Consider the following 23,317-nt stretch of genomic DNA (forward strand, 5'->3'; position numbering starts at 1 on the left):
AATGCATATCTAACCTTCGCCACCGCCCTCCCTTTCCGCCTCCTGCTTCAGCGTCGCGATGAACCGCTTGGTCCGCTGGCGCTCCGGGTTGCTGAACAGCACCGCAGCCGGTCCTTGTTCGACGATGTTGCCGGCATCGAGGAACACCACTTCCCGCGCGATCTTGGAGGCGAGCCGCAGATCATGCGTCGCCATCACCATGGTCGTGCCCTCGCTGGCGAGCTTGCCGAGCACGTCGACCACCTCTTGCGCCAGTTCCGGATCGAGTGCAGAGGTCGGCTCGTCGCAGAGCAGCACTTTCGGCGACGGCGCCAGCGCCCGGGCAATCGCCACGCGCTGCTGCTGGCCGCCTGACAGCGTCGCCGGCCAGGCGTCGGCCTTGTGCGCCATGCCGACCTTTTCGAGCAGGACGAGCGCCCGTTCGCGCGCCCTTTCCTTGGGCCATTTCAGCACCGTCACCAGCCCCTCCATGATGTTCTCGATCGCGGTGCGATGCGGAAACAGCTGGAAATTCTGGAACACCATGCCGGTCTGCAGCCGCAGCCGCTGGATATCCCTGGTCGAGACCCTGCCGCCGGGGTGGAATTCGAGTGCATCGTCGCCGATTCGCACCGTGCCTGAAGTCGGCAGCTCGAGCAGGTTGATGCAGCGCAAAAGCGTACTTTTCCCGCCGCCCGATGGCCCGACAAGCGCGGTGACGCTACCTTCCTCGATGGTGACGGTCACACCCTTCAGCACCAAATTGTCGCCGAAACGCTTTTCGATGTTGGTGAGGCCGATCATGCGCGCGCCTCCAGGAAGCCACCATAGCGGTTAAGCCGCGTTTCCAATCGGGCCTGCAAGGCCGACAGCACGGAGCTCATGACCAGGTAGAGAGCCGCTGCCTCGACATAGAGGATCAGCGGCTCATAGGTGGTGGCGACAATGCGCTGCGCCGCCTGGAACATCTCGGGCACGGTAATGGCGGCGGCGAGCGATGTATCCTTGACCAGTGAGATGAAGGTGTTGGACAGCGGCGGCACGGCGACGCGCCCCGCCTGTGGAAGAATGGTGCGCCGCATTGCCTGGGCCCAGGTCATGCCGATCGAATAGGCCGCTTCCCACTGGCCCTTCGGCACCGAACCAATGACGGCGCGGATGATTTCCGACGAATATGCGCCGATGTTCAAGGTAAAGCCGATCAGTGCTGCCGGAAAAGCGTCGAGCAGGATGCCGACCGATGGCAGGCCGTAGAAGATAAGGAACAGTTGCACGAGAAGCGGCGTGCCGCGGAAGATCCAGACATAGAAGCGGACCACGGCGACCAGCGGTTTGGGACCGAACAGCCGGACAAGCGCCACGACCAGGCCGAGGACAAGACCGAATGCAAACGACAGCAGCGTCAACGGCACGGTGAAGATCAGTGCAGCCCACAGCAGCGTAGGCAGGGATTCCAGCATCAATTGCAGCCAGTGCGGCACGAAGCCTCCTCCTTGCCAGATTGCCGTCGCTCATATCACGCGAAAGCGGCGGGCCGTCAAAGACAGCTCGCCGCGACATGAACGACGCGGGCCGGCATTCGGCCCACGCGAGAAAAGCCGTTTACTTCGAAACGTCCTGGCCGAAATAGGTATCGGCGATTTTCTGGTAGGTACCGTCGGCCTTGATGTCGGCCAGCGCCTTATTGATGGCGGCCACCAGTTCCGGATCGCCCTTGCGCACGATGACGCCGGAATAGTCGGCGTTTTCTTCCTGCGCGGCAATCTTCACATTGGCGTCGGGCTTGTGCTTCTTGAAGTCGAGGAAGGACAGGCTGTCGTTGATGGTGGCGTCGGCGCGGCCGGTGAGAAGAAGCTGGATCGACTGGTCGAAGCCGTCGGTGCCGACGAGCTCAGCGCCATTGGTTTCAGCCAGCTTGCCGAAATTCGAGGTCAGCGACTGCGCCGCCTTCTTGCCCTTGAGATCGGCGAAACCCTTGATGTCGGTGTTGTCGCCGCGCACGATCAGCACCGCCTTGGAGGCGATGTAAGGATCGGAGAAATCATATTTGGCCTTGCGCGCCTCGGTGATGCCGACCTCGTTGATGACGGCATCGTAGCGGTTGGCGTCGAGACCGGCGATCAGCCCGTCCCATTTGCCTTCGAGGAACTGGGCTTTGACGCCGAGGCGCTCGGCGATGGCCCGGGCGATCTCGACGTCGAAGCCGACCAGCGCGCCGGAAGCATCATGATAGGTGAAGGGCGCATAGGTTCCTTCCGTGCCGACCTTGAAGACGCCGGACTGCTTGATCTGGTCGAGATTGGCGCCGGCATGACCGGCGGCGATTGCCAGAACCTGCAGCGTTCCGGCGATAATGAGCGATTTGAGCCATTTCATTTTTCTGTGATCCCGTCCTTGGCCGATGTCCGGCGTCGTTGCGAGTGCCGGAAAATGACAGATGCGCGATGCCAAAATAAGAAACTAAATTTCAAAAATCTCGCGCCCTTGAAATCCCATTCTCAACCAACACCTCCCGGCGCCACCCGGCTGAGTCAAGGCCGATGGCGAATCGCCTGGAACAGCGCAATCGGCATGACAGTCCGGGGGAACATTCCCCCGCATCGCACGTTCTTGGCTGTTGTAGGGCGCGGCGCCGCCATTTCAACCATCGGCGCCAACTCACGATTCAGCGATCGCACCGCAACGCCTGAAGCAGGAGCGCGGCATGATGCAAGACAGTGCAGGACGGACCATGGTTCGCGCGGCGATGAAAGCCCCTTACCTGGAGCGCGACGAAGAGCATCTCCTGGCGCTGCGCTGGAAGGAGAACAATGACCAGCACGCGCTGCACCGCATCACCGTCGCCCATATGCGGCTGGTCATTTCTATGGCGTCGCGGTTCCGCCACTACGGCCTTCCCCTGGGCGATCTGATCCAGGAAGGCCATGTCGGGCTGCTGGAGGCCGCGGCCCGTTTCGAGCCCGAGCGCGAGGTGCGGTTCTCGACCTATGCGACATGGTGGATCCGCGCCTCGATGCAGGATTATATCCTGCGCAACTGGTCGATCGTGCGCGGCGGCACCAGCTCGGCGCAAAAGGCGCTGTTCTTCAACCTGCGGCGCCTACGCGCCCGCCTGGCAAAAGGCGCCGAGCAGACGTCGAATGCCACGCTTTACCGCGAAGTGTCGGCGGCTCTCGGCGTTTCCGAGGCCGATGTGGCGATGATGGATTCCCGCCTTTCGGCACCCGACAGCTCGCTCAACACGCCGCTTGCCGACGATGCGGGCGCAACCGAGCGGATGGAGTTCCTGGTTTCGGATGACCCGCTGCCCGACGAGGTCGTCGGCGACACGATCGATGTCGAACGCCGCTCTGTCTGGCTGAAGACGGCGCTCGGCGCGCTCAATGCGCGAGAACTCAGGATTATCGAGGAGCGCCGGCTGAGCGACGAGGGCGCGACGCTCGAAGCGCTCGGCGAGACGCTCGGCATCTCCAAGGAACGTGTCCGGCAGATCGAGGCGCGCGCCATGGAAAAGCTCAAGGCGGCGCTGGTGAAGCAGAACCCGGAATTTCTCGCAGCCTGAATCGCGTCGGCTGCTATTTGTCGGTGACGATCTTGACCTTGTCGCCGGCCGAAACGGCGGCACCCGGCGACAGCGCGTTGAGCACCCTGAACAAATCCAGCTTGCGGTCGACGCCGACCATCTGTGCGGCCAGGGAGCCCATTGTCTGGCCGGGCTGCACCGTGACGATGCGGATACGCAGCGGCTTCAACGCCGCCTTCTCGGCAGCACTCAGGATGCGGAACGAGCCGCTGACGGAGCGCGCCACCGTGCTCAGCGAGGTGCTGGCCGAAGGCGCCGCGGTCAGCAAGCGGTAGACCTGGCCGCCGGCGCGGATCACCGCAATATCGAATTGCCAGCCATCGGCGCCGGCATGCGCGGTTGCCGCTTCGTTGCCGTTGATCGTTTCCTGGCGCACGCTGCTGTCGTCGAGGCCGGCAACCCAGCCGCTGCGGATGTAGTCGGTCAGCGAGCGGCCCTTGTCGATCGAAACGCCGTCGAAGCGGATCGCGATGTCGCCCGGGCCTGTCGCCGTCACCGCCGCTGCCGAATTGTCGATGATGAAGCCGTTGGGCACCGAGAACGACACGCCGAGGCCAGGATGCAGGAAAGTTTCGCCGCGCACATAGCCTTCCTCCGGTGTGTCGCCGTAAAGCAGCCCGTCTACGCCGGAAAGGAATGAATCGCGATCGCGCGACCCGACACCGGGCGCGCCGAACTGGCGGGCGTGGCGCTGCGCGAGGTCGATACGCTGCGGCGTGTTGGGGTGCGTCGCCAGGAAGTCGAGGCTGGCGTCGGTGGCGCCGCTGATCGAGCGGAAATCGGTATAGGCCGACATCGACTGCAAGAAGCGGCCGGCAGCGTAGGGATCGAAACCGGCTTCGCCGATCGATTTGATGCCGATGGCGTCGGCCTCCAGCTCCTGATTGCGCGAGAACTGGGCCAGCCTCAGCTTGCCGCGGATCAGCGCCGCCTTGGCCGTCGGGTTGTCGCCGAGCACATCCGAAACGACCTTGGTCGCCAACCCCTCTTCGGCTTCCAGCTGCTGGCGCTGCAGGCCGTGATTGGCCGTAACATGGCCCATTTCATGCGCAATGACGGCGGCAAGCTCGGCTGAATCGTTGGCCAAGGCAAGCAGGCCCCGGGTGATGTAGAGATAGCCGCCCGGCAGCGCGAAGGCATTGACGTTGGGCGAGTTGAGGATGGTGATGCGGTAGGTCTGGGTCGGGTTGGCCGACACTACGGTCAGTCTGCCGACGATCTTGGCCACCATGCGCTCGAGCTTGGGGTCGGAATATTCTCCGCCATAGGTGGCGAGGATGCGCGGGTGCTGCGCCTTCGCCAGTTGGGCGAGCTTGCCGTTGGCGGCGACGTTGTCGACCGTGATCGGCTTGTCTGAGGGCTGAAAGCCTGATTCCTGCACGTCGGGAGGCGTGAACATCTGGCAGCTTGCCAGCGCCACGGCAAGACCGGCCAGCGCCAGAAAGCGCGCCAGCGGTTTCACCCTCCGATTGTCGATGCCGGTCGGCAGATCGGCTTCCTTTCAAGTCCTGGCACGTGACCGCGAAAATCGGGCGCGATTTCCGGAAGCATCACGCGCAAAATCAAGTGCTACGGCGTCCGACAGATACGAGGCAGCAAGGGCAAATCACGGTCTAAGCCGGACCAGCTCCTGGCGGACCTAGCCACACTACCTCGACCATGGCAAGCAAGCGCCGCTTCGCCTTCCGCCGGTTTGACCATAAATTATGTCCGCTTCCGGGCAACATCTCGTGATCCAGCCGCAAACGGACCCGAGCCGATATAGCGTCGGAATGCCTCCGGTCCAGCCCCGACGAAAAAATCGGCCGCGGTGCCCGTCGCGGCAACCGTGCCACCATCCAGGAAAACCATGTTTTGCCCGATACGGCGCGCATCGTCCGGCTGGTGCGTGACGAATAGCACCGTCATGCGCTGCTCCGAATGGACGTCGGCGACCAGGTCGAGCATGTCGTCGCGCAGTGCCGGTCCGAGCGAAGCGAACGGCTCGTCGAGCAACAACACCGGCCGGTCGCGCACCAGGACCCGAGCGAGCGCGACGCGCTGCCGCTCACCGCCGGAGAGTTCGCGCGGCAGCCGGCTTTCCTTGCCGGCAAGGCCGACGCGCTTCAGCGCTGCGGCGATTGCGGCGCGGTCAGCCTCGCTCAGCATGAGCGAAGGCGAGCGGCCGAGCCCGACATTCTGCTCGAGGGACAGATGGGCAAACAGGTTGTTTTCCTGGAACACCATCGATACCGGCCGCGCTGATGGCGGCGCAGTGCTGACGTCGGCGCCGCCGATGAGCACGCGGCCTGACCGCGGCGCCTCGAAACCGGCCACCAGATTGAGCAGCGTCGACTTTCCCGAACCGCTCGGCCCCATGATGGCAGTGATTTCCGACGCCGGGAAATCGACATCGAATATAAGCGGCATTTCACCATAGCTGAACGAGACATTATCGAGCCGCACGGCCGCGCCTTTTTCGACCGAAATCGACCGTTCCGGGCTGATCGGCATCATGATTTCTCCCTCCTTCCCAGCCAGTCCGCGGTCAGCACAAGCGCCAGGCAGACAAGGCCGAGCAGCAGCGCCAGGCCGGCCGCATCCTCGGTGCGGTAGCTGCCCATGCGCGCCAGCAACAGATAGGGCAATGTCTGCACGGAATCGCTGCCGAACAGCGCAATGACGCCGAGATCACCGAGCGACAGCGCCATGGCGAAGGCGAAGCCGGTGGCGAGCGGCCGCCGCAGCGACGGCCAGTCGACCAGACGCAACCGGTTCCAGCCCGAGATGCCCAGCTGTGCACAGAGCCGTTCGTGGCGTTCGCTCGCCGCGTCATAGGCGGGGCGGATGGCGCGGATGGCGAACGGCATCGCCATCACCGCATTGACCACAACCACCATGACAGGGGCGATCGCAAAGACATCGCTGACGCTGCGCAGGAGCAGGAACCAGCCGGCACCGATGACGATGGGCGGCACCACCAGGACGAACCCCGCACCGGTGTCGGCCAGGTGTTCGAGCAGCGTCCGCCTGCCGGTCCGCCGGGTGAGCGCCAGCGCCCGGCGCGCCATAACCAGCGACAGCGACAACGCCAAGGAGAGCAGCGCCGATAGGAGGGAGAGCACGGCACTGGTCGCCGTCGCTTGCCGCACCGCGCTCTCGCCGGCCAGGCGGCCGAGATCGGCGCCAAGCCCGGCCGACAGCGTAGCCGCCATCGGTCCGGCGACAAACAGCAGTGCCAGCCCGATCACCAGTGCGTTCAGCACGGTCTCGGCCGCACCGGCTGAAAAATACCGGCGCGGGGCTACCGGCAAATTGGCGTCGCCGGTCATATTGGCGCCAAGCCGCGTTAGTGCCAGCACGACGACGAAGGTCAGGGCAATCTGCAACAAGGTCAGCGTCACCGCCCGCGCCGGGTCGAAGTCGAAACGCAGCGCCTGGTATATAGCAACCTCCAGCGTCGTCGCGCGCGGCCCGCCGCCGAGCGTAAGCACGATGGTGAAGGAGGTGATGCACAGCATGAAAACGAGCCCGGCAACGCCCGGCAGGGCCGCACGCAACGCCGGCCATTCGATCAGCCGGAAGGCCGGCGCAGCACCCATGCCAAGCTGGCTCGCCAGCCGCCATTGGTTAGCCGGCACCGTCTGCAACGCTTCCAGGAACAGTCGCGTTGCCAGCGGCAGGTTGAAAAAGACGTGGGCGACGAGAATACCCGATAGGCCATAGATGCCGGGCCAGTTCTGGCCGCCAATCGCACCGAGCAAGCCGGCGAAATACCCGGCGCGGCCATAGAGTGCCAAGACACCGAGTGCGGCAACAATGGCCGGCAGCGCCAGCGGCACGGCGAAAAGCTGCAGGACAAAGCCTCGCCCGAAAAACTGTGGATGCCGCGACAGCGCGCGCGCGACGAACAGCGCCGGTGCGACGGAGAGCAGGGTCGACAACAGAGCCTGCCAGAGCGTGAAGCGGGCAACACGGAGGAGATAGGAATCAAAGGCGGAGGCGGCGCCCGACAGGTCGCGCATGGCTTCGACGACGAGCCCGGCGAATGCCCCGCCGATCAGCAGCGCGATGGCGGCGAGCGCGACGATACCGGCAGCGACGCGGGTATCCGATGATGGCGCGCGTTGCACGCTAGACCACCAGATTCGAGATTCTTAGCGAGGATTGCGTTCCTTCGCGCGCCCCTCTGTCCTGCCGGACATCTCCCCCACATGGGGAGAGATTGGCAGGTTCAGCGCTCCGCTCATTCCGGCAATGTCGGAGATTGGCGAAAGCCGGCATGACGGCCAATCTCCCTCCTTGTGGGGGAGATGTCCGGCAGGACAGAGGGGGGCGCCGTAGGGCGATCATCTTTCTATCCGAGCTACTTGCTCATCACCGCCAGCCACTCGTCGACCCAGGCCTTGCGATTTGCGGCGACCTCTTCCGAGCTGAACAGCAAGGTTTTGGTCGGTTTGACGAGCTTGTCGAACGCCGGATTGAGCGGCTTGTCGGTTTTGCCGGCCGGGAACATCCAGTTGGTTTCGGGAATGACGTCCTGGAATTTCGGCCCGGTCATAAAGGCGATGAACTTTTCCGCCAGCGGGTTCTTCGCGCCCTTGGTGGTGATCCCAGCGACCTCGATCTGCAGATATTCGCCTTCCTCGAAGGACGCCGCCTGGTAGCGCGAGGTGTTTTCGGCAACCATGTGGTAGGCTGGCGAAGTGGTATAGGACAGCACCATCGGCGCCTCACCCTTGGTGAACAGGCCGTAGGCCTCGCTCCAGCCCGGCGTCACCGTCAGCACCTTTGCCTTGAGTTTGGCCCAGGCTTCCGGCGCCTTGTCGCCATAGACCGACTTGACCCACAACAGCAGGCCAAGGCCCGGCGTCGAGGTGCGTGGATCCTGGATGACGATTTTGTCGCCGGCATCGCCCTCGACCAATTCCCTGAGGCTCTTCGGCGGGCTCTTCAGTTTTTCGCTATCGTAGACGATAGCGAAATAGCCATAGTCGAACGGCACGAAGATATCGTCGCTCCAGCCACCCGGCACACTGACGTCCGTCACGGCGCCATGCGGCGAAAACAGGCCGGTTGCCTTGGCGTCCGCCGTCAAATTGGTATCGAGGCCAAGCACGATATCGGCCTTGGTCGCGGCCCCTTCCAGCTTCACACGGTTGAGCAGTGCCACGCCGTCGGCGACCGAGACGAATTCGACGACGCAGCTGCACTCGGCCTCGAAGGCCTTCTTCACCGCCGGTCCCGGACCCCAATCGGCGGTGAAGCTTTCATAGGTATAGACGGTCAGCTTATCCTGTGCCGATGCCTGCCCCGGTAGGGCAAGCACGGATGCCGCAAGCAGGATAATCGAGACAAGAGCGTGGAAAAAACTGCGCATCGGCGCCTCCTTCGTTCGCGTTGAAAGGAATTGAGGCGTCGGGCTGTCCGAAACGTCTAATCCCTCCGCCGGTACAAACCGGATCAGGTTCAGCGGGTTGGCAGTCTTGCCTCTCAGCCGGTCCGCGAAGATCGCGTCCGGCACCCCGTTAGAGCGTTTCGACACATAGGCCCGGCCGAAGTGCTGCGCAAGCGGAAGTTTGCCGGGCATCCAAAGCGCGGCGTCCTGTTTCATCTGCCGTTTCATCTTCCGTTTCCGGGGCAGGGCTGGTAAGGGCCACGAGATATGAGCACATTCACCATCCTGCTTGGCGGCGATCTCATCCGTACGCCGCTGCTCGACCGCCAGGTCGAAGGCTCCCGCGTCATCGCTGCCGATGCCGGTATCGGCCATGCCCTTATGCTGGGCCTGATGCCGGAACTCTGGGTCGGCGATTTCGATTCCGTGCCTGCCGATTTGCCGGAGGATCTGGCCGCCGTGCCACGGCAGGTGTTTCCCGCCGAAAAGGACAAGACCGACGGTGAACTCGCTATCGCCGCCGCGCTCGAACGCGGTGCGACCAGCCTTGTGCTCGCAGGCGCCTTCGGCGGCAAACGCACCGACCACATCTTCCTGCATTTGGCGCTCAGCGTCCGGCTGGCGGAAGGCGGAACGGAAGTGCTTTTGACCAGCGGCGCACAGGAAGGCATTCCTTTGCTGCCTGGAAAGACTGGCTTCGATTATGTCGACGGTACGCTGTTTTCGGTGCTCGGCTTTTCGGATCTCGCCGGCCTGACAGTCACCGGCGCCAAATGGCCGCTCGCCCATGTCGAGGTTGCCTTCGGCTCGTCGCTGACCATTTCCAACGAGGTCAAGGGCCGGCTGGAAATCGCGCTGGCCAGCGGCCGCGCGCTGCTGCTCGCGCATCCTTTTCCCCTACCTGAAAGCTGACATGGCGCCGCCGCTTCTCAATCTCGACGGGATAAAGCTGACCTTTGGCGGCGCGCCGCTGCTCGACGGTGCCGCCCTGACGGCGTCAGCTGGCGACAAGATCGCCCTGGTCGGGCGCAACGGCTCTGGCAAGTCGACGCTCCTCAAGATCGCTGCCGGGCTGATCGAACCGCAGGACGGCGAAGTCTTCCGCCAGCCCTCGGCGACCGTGCGCTATTTGCCGCAAATGCCCGACATGGACGGTTTTGCGACCGTTCGCGCCTATGTCGAGGCGGGGCTCGGGCCCGCCGATGATCCCTACCGCGCCACCTATCTGATGGAGCATCTCGGCCTGACCGGCGAGGAACGGCCGAACGACCTCTCCGGGGGCGAGGCGCGGCGCGCGGCACTCGCCCGCGTCATGGCGCCCGAGCCCGACATTCTTCTCCTCGATGAACCGACCAATCATCTTGACCTTTCGGTTATCGAATGGCTGGAGGAGGAGCTTGCCCGCACCTCCTCGGCCCTGGTCGTCATCTCGCATGACCGCCGTTTTCTCGAACGCGTGTCACGCGCCACAATTTGGCTCGACCGCGGCCAGACCCGCCGTCTCGATAAGGGCTTTGCCTATTTCGAGGAATGGCGCGACACGGTGTTGGAGGAGGAAGAGCGCGAGCAGCACAAGCTCGGCCGCCAGATCGTGCGCGAGGAGCACTGGCTGCGCTATGGCGTGACGGCAAGGCGCAAGCGCAACATGCGCCGGCTCGGTGAGTTGCAGACCATGCGCCAGCGCTTTCGCGGTCATCGTGGCGCCGAGGGTGCGGCGACGATGACAGCCAGCGACGCCGCCGAATCCGGCAAGCTGGTGATTGAGGCCAAGAACATCGAGAAGAGCTTTGGCGATCTGACCGTGGTCAAGGGATTCTCGACACGCATCCAGCGCGGCGATCGCGTCGGTCTGGTCGGGCCGAACGGCGCCGGCAAGACGACGCTATTGAAGATGCTGACCGGCGAATTGAAGCCGGACGCAGGCACGGTGCGGCTCGGCACCAACCTGGAGATCGCCACGCTCGACCAGAAGCGCGAGGCCGTCGATCCGCAGGAGACACTGGCGCAGTATCTCACCGACGGGCGCGGCGAGAACCTTGTCATCAATGGCGAACAGCGCCACGTCGTCTCTTACATGAAGGACTTCCTGTTCAAGCCGGAACAGGCGCGCACGCCGGTGCGCGAGCTTTCGGGCGGCGAGCGGGCACGGCTTATCCTCGCCCGCGTTTTGGCGCGGCCGGCAAACCTGCTTGTGCTCGACGAGCCGACCAACGATCTCGACATGGAGACACTGGAGCTGCTGCAGGAACTGGTCGCCGGCTTTGCCGGCACGGTGATCCTGGTCAGCCACGATCGCGATTTCCTCGACCGCACGGTGACCAGCATCATCGCGCCGGATGGCGACGGCCGCTGGATCGAATATGCCGGCGGCTATTCCGATATGCTGGCGCAGCGCGGCGGCACCAGGCTGGACGACCGCAAGGCGCGGCCGAAGGCAGAGACCGGCGAGGCGACGGCGGCAAGCAGGAGCGAAGCGGCCGCTAGCGGGGGCCCGGCCAAGAAACTGTCGTTCAAGCAGAAATTCGCGCTGGAAACCTTACCCAAGAAGATCGAGGCGGTGTCGGCCTCGATCTCGCGGCTGGAGAACAACATCGCCGATCCGGCCTATTATGAGCGCGACCCGGCGTCGTTCCAGAAGACGATTGCCGCGCTCGACAAGGAGCGCGCCATGCTGGAAGCGCTCGAAGAGGAATGGCTGGAACTCGAGATGCTGCGCGAAGAGATGGAGGGGTGAGAGGTTGAATGCACGCTCATATGCGCCTACATTATGCGCATAAATGGGAGCGGCTCATGCCTCGATCGAATCCAAAAACCCAAAGAAAGTCGGTTAATACATCGATCGACTCCGGATTGATCGAGGACGCCAAGGCGTTGGGCATCAATATATCCCGCGCTGCAGAAGAGGGTATCGCCAAGGCGATTTCGGCCGAAAAAACCCGGCGATGGCAGGAGGAAAACAAGGAAGCGATCGAGAGTTCCAATGACTATGTCAGGCGCAACGGCTTGCCTCTGGCCAAGCACCGGCTGTTTTGATGGCGCGTTATGATTTCTACCAGAGTGCCGAAGGCGACGGTTATCTTCTCGATGTCCAGTCCGACCTTCTGGGACGGCTCGACACTAAGGTAGTCGTCCCGCTGATGCCGGCCAATAAGGCCCCAGTGCCGGGCCGCCGGCTAAATCCTATCTTCACAATCAACGGTAAGGACCATGTCATGGTCACTCAATTCATGTCAGCCTTGATGACATCTGAATTGCCCATTGCCGAAGGAAACCTTTCTCGCCATCACGACGACATCGTGAGCGCACTCTACATGTTGTTCCAAGGCTTCTGAGCCAAAGAGGGGTTGGGCTGGTGAGCGGCCTCAACCCGCTGTCTTTGTCTGCCAGGCCTTCAGCGCCTCGTCGAACACCTTCTCGCCCGGAATGCCCTTTTCCATCGTCAGCAGCGCCCGCCGCCCGGTCTTGTAGACGACCGGCACGTCGATCCAGTCCTGGCCCCTGAGCAAGGTCAGATTGGCGTCTTCATCTGCCTTGGTATCGTTGAGCGCAACCAGGAAGAAACCGTCGGCGATCTTGGCCGGGATGCCGATCAGCGGGCTGCCGGCATCCTGCTCGGAGCCCTTCATGGCGACACGCAGGATGTTGTCGACGCCGCCGCCCTCGAAGCCGTCAGGCGTCAGGAAGATCATCTCGATGATATGGCTGGCCGGCAGTGTCTGGTCGGTGTTGCGACGGATCGTCATGCGCAACTGGATATCCTTGCCTGGAATGGTCGCCTCGGCGCGGATCGCCGGCTCGGGCGGCAGGTCGCCGCCGGGCGATTCCTGCACCAGTGACCAGACGATATTGCCGGGCTCGGCCGAGCCTTGAGCGGTGCTGGTGCGCTCCTCGTAGAAGATCGCTTTCTGGCCGACGGCCAGCGCGGCTTCCGGCGGAACTACCGTCGGTGCCGCTGCCGCCACGGGCGGTGTGGCGGCCGCTGCAGGCGCTGGCGGGACAGCTGCAGCATCGGCCGGCGCTGCCGCCCCGTTGGCGGGCGGCGTTGCGGGAGTTGGTGCAGCGGACCCGTCGACTGCTGGAGCATTGGCCGTGGCTTGCGCGTCTGTGGGCGCGGCCGGTGCCGGCGCGGCGGGTACCGGGCTGGTCGGCGTTTGTGCGGCCGACGGCGGCGTGGTCAGCGCGGCGACGGATTCGCCTTCGCCGATGCCCGCCTGCCCGGCCGCGGGGCCGGGATCGACCTCGTGGCCTTCGGGCGTCAGGCGCTGCGTGAACTTCGCGCCTTCGCCGGCCTCCGTCGGAGGCGCGGCGGCCGGGACGGCCGCATCGGCCACCGGCTTGGCCGGGGCTGGCTTTACCAGCGGTTCGGTGGCGACGGTTTTGGTCCCGTCGAGGCCGAGCATGCTGCCGAACGCATCCTTGTTCAGCCACATGCCGTAACCGCCACCGGCAATGACCAGCAAGGCGACGGCAGCGGCAATCACACCGCCATAGCTGCGCCTGCGCTCGGCAGGATGGAGCCGCTGGAACCTGTCCTCCGCGGGGTCGCCGTCGTTGGAAAAGTCATCGCCCCGAAAAACCCCGTCTTGGTCATCGGCTGTCGGAAGATCCATGTCGGACGGCGGCGGACCAGCGCGCTCCTGAGAAAGAGTGACGGGCTGCGGCTTTTGCCAGTTCGGCGCCGCCTTGGCGGGCGTGGGCTGCCATGCCGGCCCAGTCTGTGCCGGCCCAGTCTGTGCCGGCCCGGTCTTTGCCGGCTCGGTCTTGGCCGGCTCGGTTTTGGCCGGCTGGCGGACATGGCTGGGCTGGTTCTTGTTGCGGTCGATGGAGGAGAAGATGTCCTCCAGCTCCGCCAGCGGATCGGATGCCGGCGCCGGTTTGCCATACTCTCGCTCAATGCTTGCGATGGCATCTTCGAGTGCACGCTTCTGCCTGGCGACGTCCGACGGCGCAAGCGGTGGATCGCGTTCGGCAATCTTCTTTGCAATCGTCGAACGGGCCTTGTCGTAGACCCTGGCGCGCACCTCCGCCGACGGCTCGCCGAGATTGTCGAGCGTCTTTTTCAGAACAGAAACAAAATCTACCATGCTTCAGTCGACCTGCATTTTGTTTCTGGGCCGGCCCCCGCAAATCAGCCGCAATGCCCGGAAAGGCTGAGAAACTAGTCTTGAAACGGATCGGTCACAAGTATCGTGTCGTCCCGTTCAGGGCTGGTGGAAAGGAGTGCGACCGGCGCGCCGATCAGCTCTTCGATGTAGCGGACGTACTTCACCGCCTGGGCCGGCAGGTCGTTCCAGCTGCGCGCGCCGGCGGTGGTGCCTTTCCACCCCTCCAGCGTCTCGTAGACCGGTTCGACGCGCGCCTGCGCGCCCTGGCTGGCCGGCAGGTAATCGATCGCCTCGCCGTCGAGGCGGTAGCCGGTGCAGACCTTGATCTCGTCCAGCCCATCGAGCACATCGAGCTTGGTCAGCGCAATGCCCTTGATGCCGTTGACGGCGACAGCCTGGCGGACCAGCACGGCATCGAACCAGCCGCAGCGGCGCTTGCGGCCGGTGACGACGCCGAATTCATGGCCGCGCGTGCCCAGGAACTCGCCGATCTCGTTCTTCTGTTCGGTTGGAAACGGGCCTTCGCCAACGCGCGTCGTGTAGGCCTTGGTGATGCCGAGCACATAGCCGATGGCGCCCGGGCCGACGCCGGATCCAGCGGCGGCCTGGCCGGCAACCGTATTGGAGGAGGTAACGAACGGATAGGTGCCATGGTCGATGTCGAGCAGCGTGCCTTGCGCGCCTTCGAACAGGATGCGCTCGCCGGCGCGGCGCTTGTCATCGAGGATTTTCCAGACCCGGTCCATATAGGGCAGAATCTCGTCGGCGACCGAGATCAGCTCGCTCATGATCGCCTCATGCGTGACCTCGGCATGGCCGAGCCCACGGCGCAGCGCATTGTGGTGCGTCAGCAGCCTGTCGACCTTCAAGGGCAGCGTTTCCAAATCCGCCAAATCCATCACCCTGACCGCGCGTCGGCCCACCTTGTCTTCGTAGGCCGGACCGATGCCGCGACGGGTCGTGCCAATCTTCGTTCCGGAATTGGAAGCGGCGTCCTCGCGAAATCCGTCCAGCTCCCGGTGCAGCGACAGGATAAGCGCGGTGTTTTCGGCTATTTTCAGGCGGTCCGGCGTCACCTCGACGCCCTGCGCCTTCAATTTCGCCACCTCCGCGACGAAAGCGTGCGGATCGAAGACGACGCCATTGCCGATGATCGACAGCTTGCCTTGCCGCACCACGCCGGACGGCAGCAGCGACAGCTTGTAGACCTTGCCATCGACGACCAGCGTATGGCCGGCATTGTGGCCGCCCTGGAAGCGCACGACAACGTCGGCGCGCTCGGACAACCAGTCGACGATCTTGCCTTTGCCCTCATCGCCCCATTGCGAGCCGACGACCACCACATTGGCCATGCTTCTTTTCCCTTGAGATGCCGCGCCAGGCAGCTTGAAACGGTTCGAAACGACAGGCCTCTATAGCGTCAAGACCGGGCGAGCGCGACCATTCTTTGCCGCCCAAAACGCTCCGAGGCACAACAATTTTCGCCTTTGACATCATTTACTTGCGCGAGCTGCCGCAATAGGCCCGCATCGACCGCGCATTTCTCTCCGCCTGGCCGGGACTTCACGATGCATCGAGCCGCCTATCTGTTCCTGCTGTTCACCACCTTGCTGTGGGGCGGCAACTCCGTGGCGGGGAAGCTGGCGGTCGGTCATATCTCGCCGATGACGCTGGTCTTCCTGCGTTGGCTGCTGGCGGTTCTGATCTTGCTGCCGATCGGCTGGGCAACGCTGCGCCAAGATTGGCCGGTGGTGCGCAGGCACTGGTTGCTGCTTGGCGGACTCGGCGCTTGCGGCTTCGCCTTCTTCAACACGATCTTCTACACGGCGCTTAACTACACCACGGCAATCAACGTCTCGATCGAGCAGGCGGCGATCCCGATCGTCATCATCATCGCCAATTTCGTGTTCTTTCGCCTGCGCGTCAACGGCGTGCAGATCATCGGCGTCGTGCTGACCATCGCCGGCGTCGCGGTGACGGCGAGCCATGGCGATCCACGCCAGCTTCTCAGGCTGGATCTCAACTTCGGCGACGCCATCATGCTGATCGCCGTACTTTGCTACTCCTTCTATTCGGTGGGGTTGCGGCTGAAGCCAGTCATCCGCTGGCAGAGCCTGATGCTGGCGCTGTCGGTTGCCGCACTCATCACATCGCTGCCTTTCTTCCTGTGGGAGATTGCCGTCGGCAAGGTCATCGTCCCCGATGCGCGCGGCTGGGCGGTCGCGTTCTATACCGCCATAGGTGCCTCGGTCATATCGCAGATCTTCTATATCAGGGGCAACGAGCTGATCGGCGCGAACCGGGCCGGCCTGTTCATCAACCTGGTGCCGATCTTCGGTACGCTGCTGTCGGTGCTGATCGTCGGCGAGACATTCCAGCTCTATCAGGCGCTGGCGCTCGCGCTGGTGCTCAGCGGCATCAGCCTCGCCGAATACAGCGGACGGAAGATGGCGATATCCGCCGCTGAATGAAGTCGCTTGCCGCGACGTTTCACTGCGGTCCATCAACGACCGTGGAAGCGCCCCGCGTGCTGCTGCACACGGGGCGACCGAATTTCAGGCCGCGCCGACGTCGAAGTGCAGCCGCTTGGCGGAGTCGATCGACTTGTGCGAGCGCACCTGCGCCAACACCTTTTCCGGGAACGGCGCATCGAGATAGAGCAATGCGATGGCATCGCCGCCCGGCCGGTTGCGGCCGAGCTGGAAATTGGCGATGTTGACGCCGTTCTCGCCGCAGACCGTGCCGAGCAGGCCGATGATCCCAGGCGCATCGGCATTCGTCGTGTAGAGCATGTGCTGGCCGACCTCGGCGTCGAGATTGATGCCCTTGATCTGGATGAAGCGCGGTTTGCCATCCGAGAAGCAGGTGCCGGCGATCGAGCGTGTCCTATGCTCGGTCTTGACCGTGAGCTTGATATAGCCGTCGAACACGCCGGATTTGTCGCGCTTGACCTCGGCGACGATGATGCCGCGCTCCTTCACCATGATCGGCGCCGACACCATGTTGACGTCGGAGACCTGCGGCCGGATCAGCCCGGCAAGGGTGGCGCTGATCAGCGCGCGCGTGTTCATCGTCGCGGTCGAGCCGTCGAACAGTATCTCGACCTCCTTGATTGGATCCTCGGTGACCTGGCCGACAAAGGCGCCGAGCACTTCGGCAAGCTTGACGAAAGGTTTCAGCCGCGGCGCCTCTTCGGCGGTGATCGACGGCATGTTGATGGCGTTGGAAACGGCGCCCTTGATCAGATAGTCGGACATCTGCTCGGCGACATGAAGGGCGACATTCTCCTGCGCTTCGGTGGTCGACGCGCCGAGATGCGGCGTCGCCACGACATTCTCCATGCCGAACAGTTCATTATACTCCGCCGGTTCGACCTCGAACACGTCGATGCCGGCGCCTGCCACCTTGCCGCTTTTCAGTGCCGCGATCAGGTCGGCCTCGACGACCAGCCCGCCACGCGCGCAATTGATGATGCGCACACCCGTCTTCATTTTGGCGATCGCCGCGGCATCGATGATGTTGCGCGTCTTGTCGGTGAGCGGTGTGTGCAGCGTGATGAAGTCGGCGCGGGCGAACAGCTCGTCGAGTTCGACCTTTTCGACGCCGAGCTCCTCGGCGCGGCTGTCCGACAGGAACGGATCGAAGGCGATGACATGCATCTTCAGGCCGACGCCGCGCGTAGCGACGATCGAGCCAATATTGCCGCAGCCGATGATGCCCAGCGTCTTGCCGGTGATCTCGACACCCATGAAGCGGTTCTTTTCCCATTTGCCGGCATGGGTCGAGGCGTTGGCCTCCGGTATCTGGCGGGCCAGCGCGAAGACCATGGCGATCGCATGCTCGGCAGTGGTGATCGAATTGCCGAAGGGCGTGTTCATCACGATGATGCCCTTGCGGCTCGCCGCCGGGATGTCGACATTGTCGACGCCGATGCCGGCGCGGCCCACGACCTTCAGCCTGGTCGCGGCGTTGATCAGCTTCTCCGTGACCTTTGTCGCCGAGCGGATGGCCAGCCCATCATACTGGTCGATCACCTCGAGCAGTTTTTCCTTATCCTTGCCGAGATCCGGCAAATAGTCGACGTCAATGCCGCGATCCCTGAAGATCTGCACGGCGGTGGTGGAAAGTTTATCCGAGACGAGAACGCGAGGCATTGGCTTGGTCCTTTGCGATTGGCGTCCCTCCTTGAGGGGAGGGTCGGCGCGAAGCGCCGGGGTGGGGTCGGTGCGGCCGGATGCGGCCGAATCTTTCTGGATGGTGGATCGTTGAGCTCGTGTCGTTGAGCGGGTGGAGGCGGCCCCACCCGGCCCTTCGGGCCACCCTCCCCTCGAGGGGGAGGGATCAGGCCGCCGCTTTGAGCGACGCCTTTTGCGCGGCAAAGGCCCAGTCCAGCCAAGGCAGCAGCGCCTCGAGGTCGGAGGCCTCGACCGTCGCGCCGCACCAGATGCGCAGGCCGGGCGGTGCGTCGCGATAGGCGCCGATGTCATAGGCGACGCCTTCCTTGTCGAGCACCGAGACAATTGCCTTGGCGAACGCGGCCTGTCCGTCGGCGTCGAGTGCCGCGACATCCGGATCGGTGAAGGAAAGGCATACCGATGTGTTCGAGCGCGTCGCCGGGTCGGCTGCAAGATGGCCGAGCCAGGAAGATTTCCGGACAAAGCCATCGAGCACGGCGGCATTGGCGTCGGCACGGGCGATCAGCGCATCGAGGCCGCCGATCGACTTCGCCCAATGCAGCGCATCGAGATAGTCCTCGACGCACAGCATCGACGGCGTGTTGATAGTCTCGCCCTTGAAGATGCCCTCGATCAGCTTACCGCCGGAAGTGAGGCGGAAGATCTTCGGCAGTGGCCAGGCCGGCTTGTAGCTTTCCAGGCGTTCGACGGCGCGCGGGCTGAGGATCAGCATGCCATGCGCGCCCTCACCGCCCAGCACCTTCTGCCAGGAGAAGGTGACGACGTCGAGTTTCTGAAAATCGAGCTTTTGCGCAAAGGCCGCCGAAGTGGCGTCGCAAATGGTCAGGCCCTTGCGGGTGGCCGGGATGAAATCGCCGTTCGGCACGCGCACGCCCGACGTCGTGCCGTTCCAGGTGAAGACCACGTCGCGGTCGAAGTCTATTTTGGTCAGGTCGGGCAGTGCCCCGTAGTCGGCCTCTAACCTGCGCACATCGGCAAGCCTCAGCTGCTTGACCACATCGGTGACCCAGCCGGAGCCGAAGCTCTCCCAGGCGACCATGTCGACGCCGCGTTCGCCGAGCAGCGACCACAGCGCCATTTCGACCGCGCCGGTGTCCGAGGCCGGCACGATGCCGATGCGATAGTCTGCCGGAACCTGGAGGATTTCCCGCGTCAGATCGATCGCTTGTTCGAGCTTGGTCTTGCCGATCTTGGCACGGTGCGAGCGCCCGAGCGCGGCATTTTTGAGCGCCTCGACCGACCAGCCGGGGCGTTTTGCACAGGGACCTGAGGAAAAATTGGGATTTGCCGGACGGAATCCGGGCTTCGTATGCGTCGTCATCGTGGTCTATCCTTCCAGATAGTGGCCCCTCGTTGGGGAGGGGTGGCCCACGAACGGCGATATGCGTTCAGGCTTTCGGCGTCAAGGGGAAAGTTTTTGTCGCTGTCAGGATATTGCCAGCGCCCGGGGCAAAAATGCGAACGGCGGGCCTACGACCCGCCATTGTTAACGCCTCGGCTTCGATCGAGCCTACCAGAGGTCGTAGCGTAGTCCGACTTTGACTTGATGATTGTTGATTCCTTTGCGGATCGGAAAAGAAGTCAGGCTCTCCGCAGTCACATATTCGGCGTCTGGCGCGGAAAAATACTGATAGCCCAGATCGACTGAGACGTTCTTGGACACTTGGTAGGCAAGGCCGGCATTCAGCGTGTAGGCGAAGGAGTATTGGGTCTTGTTGTCACGCAGGACGAAATCGTCGGCGGGGTTGGCGTTGTCCGTGAAGTAGCTCGCCGAGAGGCGACGCTTGCTCTGGACGACACCGATACCAGCGCCGAGATAAGGTGTGATTCCGACATAGGTGCCAAGGTCGACATAGCCATTGAGTATGCCTGAGAAGGCATAGTTCTTCAGGGTCGCCGATGCCACGGTCGATCCGTCGTTATAGCCGACGTCGATCTTGTTGCCGGGAAGATAGCCGACATTGAGATCGGCGCGCAGATAGTCGTTGAAATGGTAGCCAAAGCCTATGCTGGCGAAGATGGGATCTTCCTTTTCGTCGAAGCTCGCGGGCGTGAAGGCGAAATCCTCATCCTTGAAGCTCTTCTGCACCAGATAGGAGACATCGCCGCGCAGATACCATCCCGAGCCAACCTCGACCGGTACATAGTCGGGCGCCTGGTCGACATAGACCGGCGGATCGTAATCGGCGCCAAGCGCCGGCGTCAGTGGCATCAGGACGACTGCTGCAAGCGCCAGTGCTACAGGCGATTTGATTGTCATGGTCCCCGGCTCCTGAACTTGGCGCATTCGCGATCGCGCGCGCCGTTTCAGAGAGCATTGTTAACCATAGTGGTTAAATGCGGGTTAAGGATAACAAGGCGTTAGCAATTGATTTGATCCGTTTTCGCTCCTCGAGCTGGACGGTATTACAGAGCAACGCAGCATCTTTAGGCAGCCAAACGAAACCGCCCGGCAGAAGCCGGGCGGTCGACGAATTCTTCGATTTCGAAGCGACTACTTCGTGTAGACGGGCTCGGGTTCCGGAACATAGGGCTCGGGGGGCGGAGCACAGTCCGACCTGCCGAACTGGTAGCGCAGGCCGCCGCGCACTTCGTGCACGTTGATGCCTCGGTCATAACCTGGGCCGACATTGCTATCCGAAGCATATTCGAACATCTTGCCGCCGTTGATGTGGCTGAAGCGGTAGCCGACATCGAGCTTTACGCGGTCGGTCAGGCAGTAGGATGCGCCCGCCATGGCGGCATATGCAAAACGCCAGCCCTTACCGCCATGATGCTCGAACTCGCCGTCATCGTCGACGTTGTGCAGTTCATCCCACTTGACCCAGGCGCCGCCGATGCCGGCGCCGACATAAGGTGTGACGCCATGCCAGGTGCCGATATCGACATAGGCGTTGGCCAAGAGCAGCAGCGCCGAATAGGACGAGGTGTCGACGGATGTGCACGGGGTTTGTAATACGCCGCAGAAGCCGTTGGTCGAGCCGCGGAATTTGGATTTGCTCATCCAGTCCAAGGTGAGATCGGTGCGGAAATGCTCGTCGATCTGGTAACCAACACCGGCGCCGGCCGAGAAGGCGCCATCCAGCTTGCCTGTATCGAACTTGCCGGGATTCTGGGGCGCTACACCGTAGGTGGTATAGTCGCCACCGCGAAACTTCGACCAGTGATAGTCGATATCGCCGCGGATATACCAGCCACCATACTCGGCCGGTGGCTCGTAGGCGATCGGTGGCGGCGCCTCCTCGACCACGGGCGGCTCGACGAAATCGGCGGCGAATGCCGGCCCGACGCCGGCAAACAGCGCGGCCAGGAGAGCCATTCTTGCTGTGTTGAACATGCTTATCACCCCTGAGAACCCTCGAACGGCGAACGCGCCCGAAATATGATTGACCTCAGTTGTGGATAATGAATCGGAAAGGTTAAAAGGCGTTTAACCGTATCGATTAACCACGAATCTCTAAAATCCGAGGATTCTGGCGGCCGTTGCTGTAGCAGGACTGACAGGCAATCCAACAAAAAGCCCGCCTGCAAGGCGGGCTTTTGAACTGATGTTGGAGGGAGATCAGGCGGCGCTGCGCGTTTCCGAAATGACCTCGACGATGTCGTTGACCACGGACTCGACAAGTTGGGGGTCGTCGCCCTCCGCCATGACACGGATGAGCGGCTCCGTGCCGGATGGCCGGATGACCAGGCGCCCGGCCTTGCCGAGGCGATGGCGTGCATCTTCGATCGCTGCCTTGACCGGCGCCTCCTCCAGCGGCTTGCCGCCGGAAATATGCACGTTCTTCAACAGCTGCGGCACCGGCTCGAACTTCTTCGACAATTCGCTGACCGGCCGGTTCTGCCGCTTGATGCAGGCGAGCACCTGGAGCGCCGAGACGAGGCCGTCGCCGGTGGTCGAGAAATCGGACAGCACGATGTGACCCGACTGTTCGCCCCCGACATTGAGCCCATGGGCACGCATGTGCTCGACGACATAGCGGTCGCCGACCTTGGTGCGATGCAACTGCAGGTTCATGTCGCCGAGGAAGCGTTCGAGGCCGAGATTGGACATCACCGTCGAGACGACGCCGCCGCCGGCCAGCCGTCCGCTCTGGTGCCAGGATTCGGCGATCAGCGCCATGATCTGGTCGCCATCGACGATCGCGCCGTTCTCGTCGACAATGACGACGCGGTCGGCATCGCCGTCGAGCGCTATGCCGATATCGGCGCGCACCTCGTGCACCTTCTTTTGCAGGCCGGCCGGATGGGTCGAGCCGCATTCCTTGTTGATGTTGAAGCCGTTGGGCTCGACATTGATGGCAACGACCTCGGCGCCGAGTTCCCATAGCGCGTCGGGCGCCACCTTGTAGGCGGCGCCATTGGCGCAATCGACGACGATGCGCAGGCCCGACAGCGACATCGAGCGCGGCAGCGTGCGCTTGGCGAATTCAATATAGCGGTCATGCACGCCGTCGACGCGTTTGGCGCGGCCGAGCCCATCAGAATCGGCAAGCGCCAGTTCGATATCCTTGTCGAGCATCCCCTCGATACGCTCCTCGATCTCATCGGACAGCTTGTAGCCATCGGGGCCGAACAGCTTGATGCCATTGTCGTAATAGGGGTTGTGCGAGGCAGAGATCATCACCCCTATATCGGCGCGCAGCGAGCGCACCAGCATTGCAACCGCTGGCGTCGGGATCGGGCCGAGCAGGAAGACATCCATGCCGGCGGCGCACAGGCCCGACACCATCGCGTTCTCGATCATGTAGCCGGAAAGCCTGGTATCCTTGCCGAGCACGACGCGGTGGCGGTGGCTGCCGCGCTGGAACGAGAGGCCGGCGGCCATGCCGACCCTCATGGCGACCTCCGCCGTCATTGGAAATTTGTTGGCGCGCCCACGAATGCCGTCCGTACCGAAATAATGTCCTGCCATGCTAGCCAGCTTCCCGATGGTTCTTTCCGAACATCTCATGCCATAAAATCGGCCGAGCTCTGTCATCACATTGTATGATTATGGACGACCAATCCTTAGAAAATTGTTGTCTTGTGTGTTTTGCGTCACGCTAGTGTGTTGATTTTCAAGTTTCGAGCCCTT

General features: G+C 63.1%; 20 protein-coding genes and 1 riboswitch. Of the genes, 6 read left to right on the forward strand and 14 right to left on the reverse strand.

Annotated elements, in window-relative coordinates; translation table 11 throughout:
* Positions 1–9 precede the first annotated feature (9 nt).
* The 3 genes from NKH37_RS03465 to NKH37_RS03475 all read right to left on the reverse strand — a co-directional run bounded on the left by NKH37_RS03465 (position 10) and on the right by NKH37_RS03475 (position 2,355).
* On the reverse strand, positions 10–783 hold the full coding sequence (locus NKH37_RS03465; protein ID WP_353003824.1) for an amino acid ABC transporter ATP-binding protein: 774 nt from the start codon (positions 781–783) through the stop codon (positions 10–12).
* Positions 780–1,460: an ABC transporter permease subunit gene (locus NKH37_RS03470; protein WP_023721020.1), complete on the reverse strand. Its 681-nt coding sequence runs from the start codon at positions 1,458–1,460 to the stop codon at positions 780–782. Before NKH37_RS03470 ends, NKH37_RS03465 begins: the two co-directional genes overlap by 4 nt.
* Positions 1,461–1,581: 121 nt before the next feature.
* Positions 1,582–2,355, reverse strand: coding sequence for an amino acid ABC transporter substrate-binding protein (locus tag NKH37_RS03475; protein ID WP_023721021.1), 774 nt, complete (start codon positions 2,353–2,355; stop codon positions 1,582–1,584).
* Between the two features lie 328 nt (positions 2,356–2,683).
* Here NKH37_RS03475 and NKH37_RS03480 point away from each other — a divergent pair, with 328 nt between their 5' ends.
* Positions 2,684–3,541: an RNA polymerase factor sigma-32 gene (locus NKH37_RS03480; RefSeq protein WP_353003825.1), complete on the forward strand. Its 858-nt coding sequence runs from the start codon at positions 2,684–2,686 to the stop codon at positions 3,539–3,541.
* 13 nt (positions 3,542–3,554) lie between these two features.
* On the opposite strand, the gene NKH37_RS03485 is transcribed toward NKH37_RS03480, so the two are convergent.
* The 4 genes from NKH37_RS03485 to thiB all read right to left on the reverse strand — a co-directional run bounded on the left by NKH37_RS03485 (position 3,555) and on the right by thiB (position 8,921).
* Positions 3,555–5,024, reverse strand: coding sequence for a M48 family metalloprotease (locus tag NKH37_RS03485; protein ID WP_023721023.1), 1,470 nt, complete (start codon positions 5,022–5,024; stop codon positions 3,555–3,557).
* Positions 5,025–5,266: 242 nt separating this feature from the next.
* Positions 5,267–6,058 (reverse strand): thiamine ABC transporter ATP-binding protein, encoded by a 792-nt coding sequence (thiQ, locus tag NKH37_RS03490; protein ID WP_353003827.1) that lies wholly within the window; start codon positions 6,056–6,058, stop codon positions 5,267–5,269.
* On the reverse strand, positions 6,055–7,674 hold the full coding sequence (thiP, locus tag NKH37_RS03495; RefSeq protein WP_352480902.1) for a thiamine/thiamine pyrophosphate ABC transporter permease: 1,620 nt from the start codon (positions 7,672–7,674) through the stop codon (positions 6,055–6,057). Before thiP ends, thiQ begins: the two co-directional genes overlap by 4 nt.
* Before the next feature lie 233 nt (positions 7,675–7,907).
* Positions 7,908–8,921, reverse strand: coding sequence for a thiamine ABC transporter substrate binding subunit (gene thiB / locus NKH37_RS03500; protein ID WP_353003829.1), 1,014 nt, complete (start codon positions 8,919–8,921; stop codon positions 7,908–7,910).
* 43 nt (positions 8,922–8,964) lie between these two features.
* A riboswitch (TPP riboswitch) is annotated at positions 8,965–9,079 on the reverse strand.
* Positions 9,080–9,206: 127 nt separating this feature from the next.
* Between thiB and NKH37_RS03505 the strand changes: the two genes are divergently transcribed.
* The 4 genes from NKH37_RS03505 to NKH37_RS03520 are packed head-to-tail and all read left to right on the forward strand — an operon-like array spanning position 9,207 to position 12,271.
* A complete protein-coding gene (locus NKH37_RS03505; protein WP_023721026.1) occupies positions 9,207–9,851 on the forward strand; it encodes a thiamine diphosphokinase in 645 nt (214 codons plus the stop codon).
* A 1-nt stretch (position 9,852) separates the two neighbouring features.
* Positions 9,853–11,673: an ABC-F family ATP-binding cassette domain-containing protein gene (locus NKH37_RS03510; protein WP_353003831.1), complete on the forward strand. Its 1,821-nt coding sequence runs from the start codon at positions 9,853–9,855 to the stop codon at positions 11,671–11,673.
* A gap of 56 nt (positions 11,674–11,729) precedes the next feature.
* Positions 11,730–11,972: a type II toxin-antitoxin system CcdA family antitoxin gene (locus tag NKH37_RS03515; protein WP_352480905.1), complete on the forward strand. Its 243-nt coding sequence runs from the start codon at positions 11,730–11,732 to the stop codon at positions 11,970–11,972.
* Positions 11,972–12,271, forward strand: a complete 300-nt coding sequence (locus NKH37_RS03520) for a CcdB family protein (RefSeq protein WP_353003832.1) — start codon at positions 11,972–11,974, stop codon at positions 12,269–12,271. The genes NKH37_RS03515 and NKH37_RS03520 overlap by 1 nt, the downstream gene beginning before the upstream one ends.
* Before the next feature lie 30 nt (positions 12,272–12,301).
* On the opposite strand, the gene NKH37_RS03525 is transcribed toward NKH37_RS03520, so the two are convergent.
* A complete protein-coding gene (locus tag NKH37_RS03525; RefSeq protein ID WP_353003834.1) occupies positions 12,302–14,023 on the reverse strand; it encodes a hypothetical protein in 1,722 nt (573 codons plus the stop codon).
* A 74-nt stretch (positions 14,024–14,097) separates the two neighbouring features.
* Positions 14,098–15,396, reverse strand: coding sequence for an adenylosuccinate synthase (locus NKH37_RS03530; protein WP_023680654.1), 1,299 nt, complete (start codon positions 15,394–15,396; stop codon positions 14,098–14,100).
* A gap of 216 nt (positions 15,397–15,612) precedes the next feature.
* On the opposite strand from NKH37_RS03530, the gene NKH37_RS03535 reads away from it, so the two are divergent.
* Positions 15,613–16,515: a DMT family transporter gene (locus tag NKH37_RS03535; RefSeq protein WP_353039805.1), complete on the forward strand. Its 903-nt coding sequence runs from the start codon at positions 15,613–15,615 to the stop codon at positions 16,513–16,515.
* An 84-nt stretch (positions 16,516–16,599) separates the two neighbouring features.
* Here the strand turns inward: NKH37_RS03535 and serA are convergent, their stop codons facing one another.
* The 5 genes from serA to glmM form a co-directional block, all read right to left on the reverse strand.
* On the reverse strand, positions 16,600–18,198 hold the full coding sequence (gene serA / locus NKH37_RS03540) for a phosphoglycerate dehydrogenase (protein ID WP_023719597.1): 1,599 nt from the start codon (positions 18,196–18,198) through the stop codon (positions 16,600–16,602).
* Positions 18,199–18,385: 187 nt separating this feature from the next.
* Positions 18,386–19,561, reverse strand: coding sequence for a phosphoserine transaminase (locus NKH37_RS03545; RefSeq protein WP_352480910.1), 1,176 nt, complete (start codon positions 19,559–19,561; stop codon positions 18,386–18,388).
* Positions 19,562–19,750: 189 nt separating this feature from the next.
* Positions 19,751–20,500 (reverse strand): outer membrane beta-barrel protein, encoded by a 750-nt coding sequence (locus NKH37_RS03550; RefSeq protein WP_353003837.1) that lies wholly within the window; start codon positions 20,498–20,500, stop codon positions 19,751–19,753.
* Positions 20,501–20,734: 234 nt separating this feature from the next.
* Positions 20,735–21,577 carry an outer membrane protein gene (locus NKH37_RS03555; protein WP_352857540.1) on the reverse strand — a complete coding sequence of 281 codons (843 nt, stop codon included), beginning with the start codon at positions 21,575–21,577 and terminating at the stop codon, positions 20,735–20,737.
* A gap of 225 nt (positions 21,578–21,802) precedes the next feature.
* Positions 21,803–23,155: a phosphoglucosamine mutase gene (gene glmM / locus NKH37_RS03560; RefSeq protein ID WP_352494163.1), complete on the reverse strand. Its 1,353-nt coding sequence runs from the start codon at positions 23,153–23,155 to the stop codon at positions 21,803–21,805.
* Positions 23,156–23,317 lie beyond the last annotated feature (162 nt).

The sequence above is a fragment of the Mesorhizobium sp. M1217 genome (assembly GCF_040318275.1).
GTDB lineage: Bacteria > Pseudomonadota > Alphaproteobacteria > Rhizobiales > Rhizobiaceae > Mesorhizobium.

Excerpts from the sequence above, each read along its gene's own strand:
- NKH37_RS03465 (WP_353003824.1), bottom strand. The coding sequence starts at position 783 with ATGATCGGCCTCACCAACATCGAAAAGCGTTTCGGCGACAATTTGGTG.
- NKH37_RS03475 (WP_023721021.1), bottom strand. The coding sequence starts at position 2,355 with ATGAAATGGCTCAAATCGCTCATTATCGCCGGAACGCTGCAGGTTCTG.
- NKH37_RS03480 (WP_353003825.1), top strand. The coding sequence starts at position 2,684 with ATGATGCAAGACAGTGCAGGACGGACCATGGTTCGCGCGGCGATGAAA.
- thiQ (WP_353003827.1), bottom strand. The coding sequence starts at position 6,058 with ATGATGCCGATCAGCCCGGAACGGTCGATTTCGGTCGAAAAAGGCGCG.
- thiB (WP_353003829.1), bottom strand. The coding sequence starts at position 8,921 with ATGCGCAGTTTTTTCCACGCTCTTGTCTCGATTATCCTGCTTGCGGCA.
- NKH37_RS03505 (WP_023721026.1), top strand. The coding sequence starts at position 9,207 with ATGAGCACATTCACCATCCTGCTTGGCGGCGATCTCATCCGTACGCCG.
- NKH37_RS03510 (WP_353003831.1), top strand. The coding sequence starts at position 9,853 with ATGGCGCCGCCGCTTCTCAATCTCGACGGGATAAAGCTGACCTTTGGC.
- NKH37_RS03515 (WP_352480905.1), top strand. The coding sequence starts at position 11,730 with ATGCCTCGATCGAATCCAAAAACCCAAAGAAAGTCGGTTAATACATCG.
- NKH37_RS03520 (WP_353003832.1), top strand. The coding sequence starts at position 11,972 with ATGGCGCGTTATGATTTCTACCAGAGTGCCGAAGGCGACGGTTATCTT.
- NKH37_RS03525 (WP_353003834.1), bottom strand. The coding sequence starts at position 14,023 with ATGGTAGATTTTGTTTCTGTTCTGAAAAAGACGCTCGACAATCTCGGC.
- NKH37_RS03530 (WP_023680654.1), bottom strand. The coding sequence starts at position 15,396 with ATGGCCAATGTGGTGGTCGTCGGCTCGCAATGGGGCGATGAGGGCAAA.
- NKH37_RS03535 (WP_353039805.1), top strand. The coding sequence starts at position 15,613 with ATGCATCGAGCCGCCTATCTGTTCCTGCTGTTCACCACCTTGCTGTGG.
- serA (WP_023719597.1), bottom strand. The coding sequence starts at position 18,198 with ATGCCTCGCGTTCTCGTCTCGGATAAACTTTCCACCACCGCCGTGCAG.
- NKH37_RS03545 (WP_352480910.1), bottom strand. The coding sequence starts at position 19,561 with ATGACGACGCATACGAAGCCCGGATTCCGTCCGGCAAATCCCAATTTT.
- NKH37_RS03550 (WP_353003837.1), bottom strand. The coding sequence starts at position 20,500 with ATGACAATCAAATCGCCTGTAGCACTGGCGCTTGCAGCAGTCGTCCTG.
- NKH37_RS03555 (WP_352857540.1), bottom strand. The coding sequence starts at position 21,577 with ATGTTCAACACAGCAAGAATGGCTCTCCTGGCCGCGCTGTTTGCCGGC.
- glmM (WP_352494163.1), bottom strand. The coding sequence starts at position 23,155 with ATGGCAGGACATTATTTCGGTACGGACGGCATTCGTGGGCGCGCCAAC.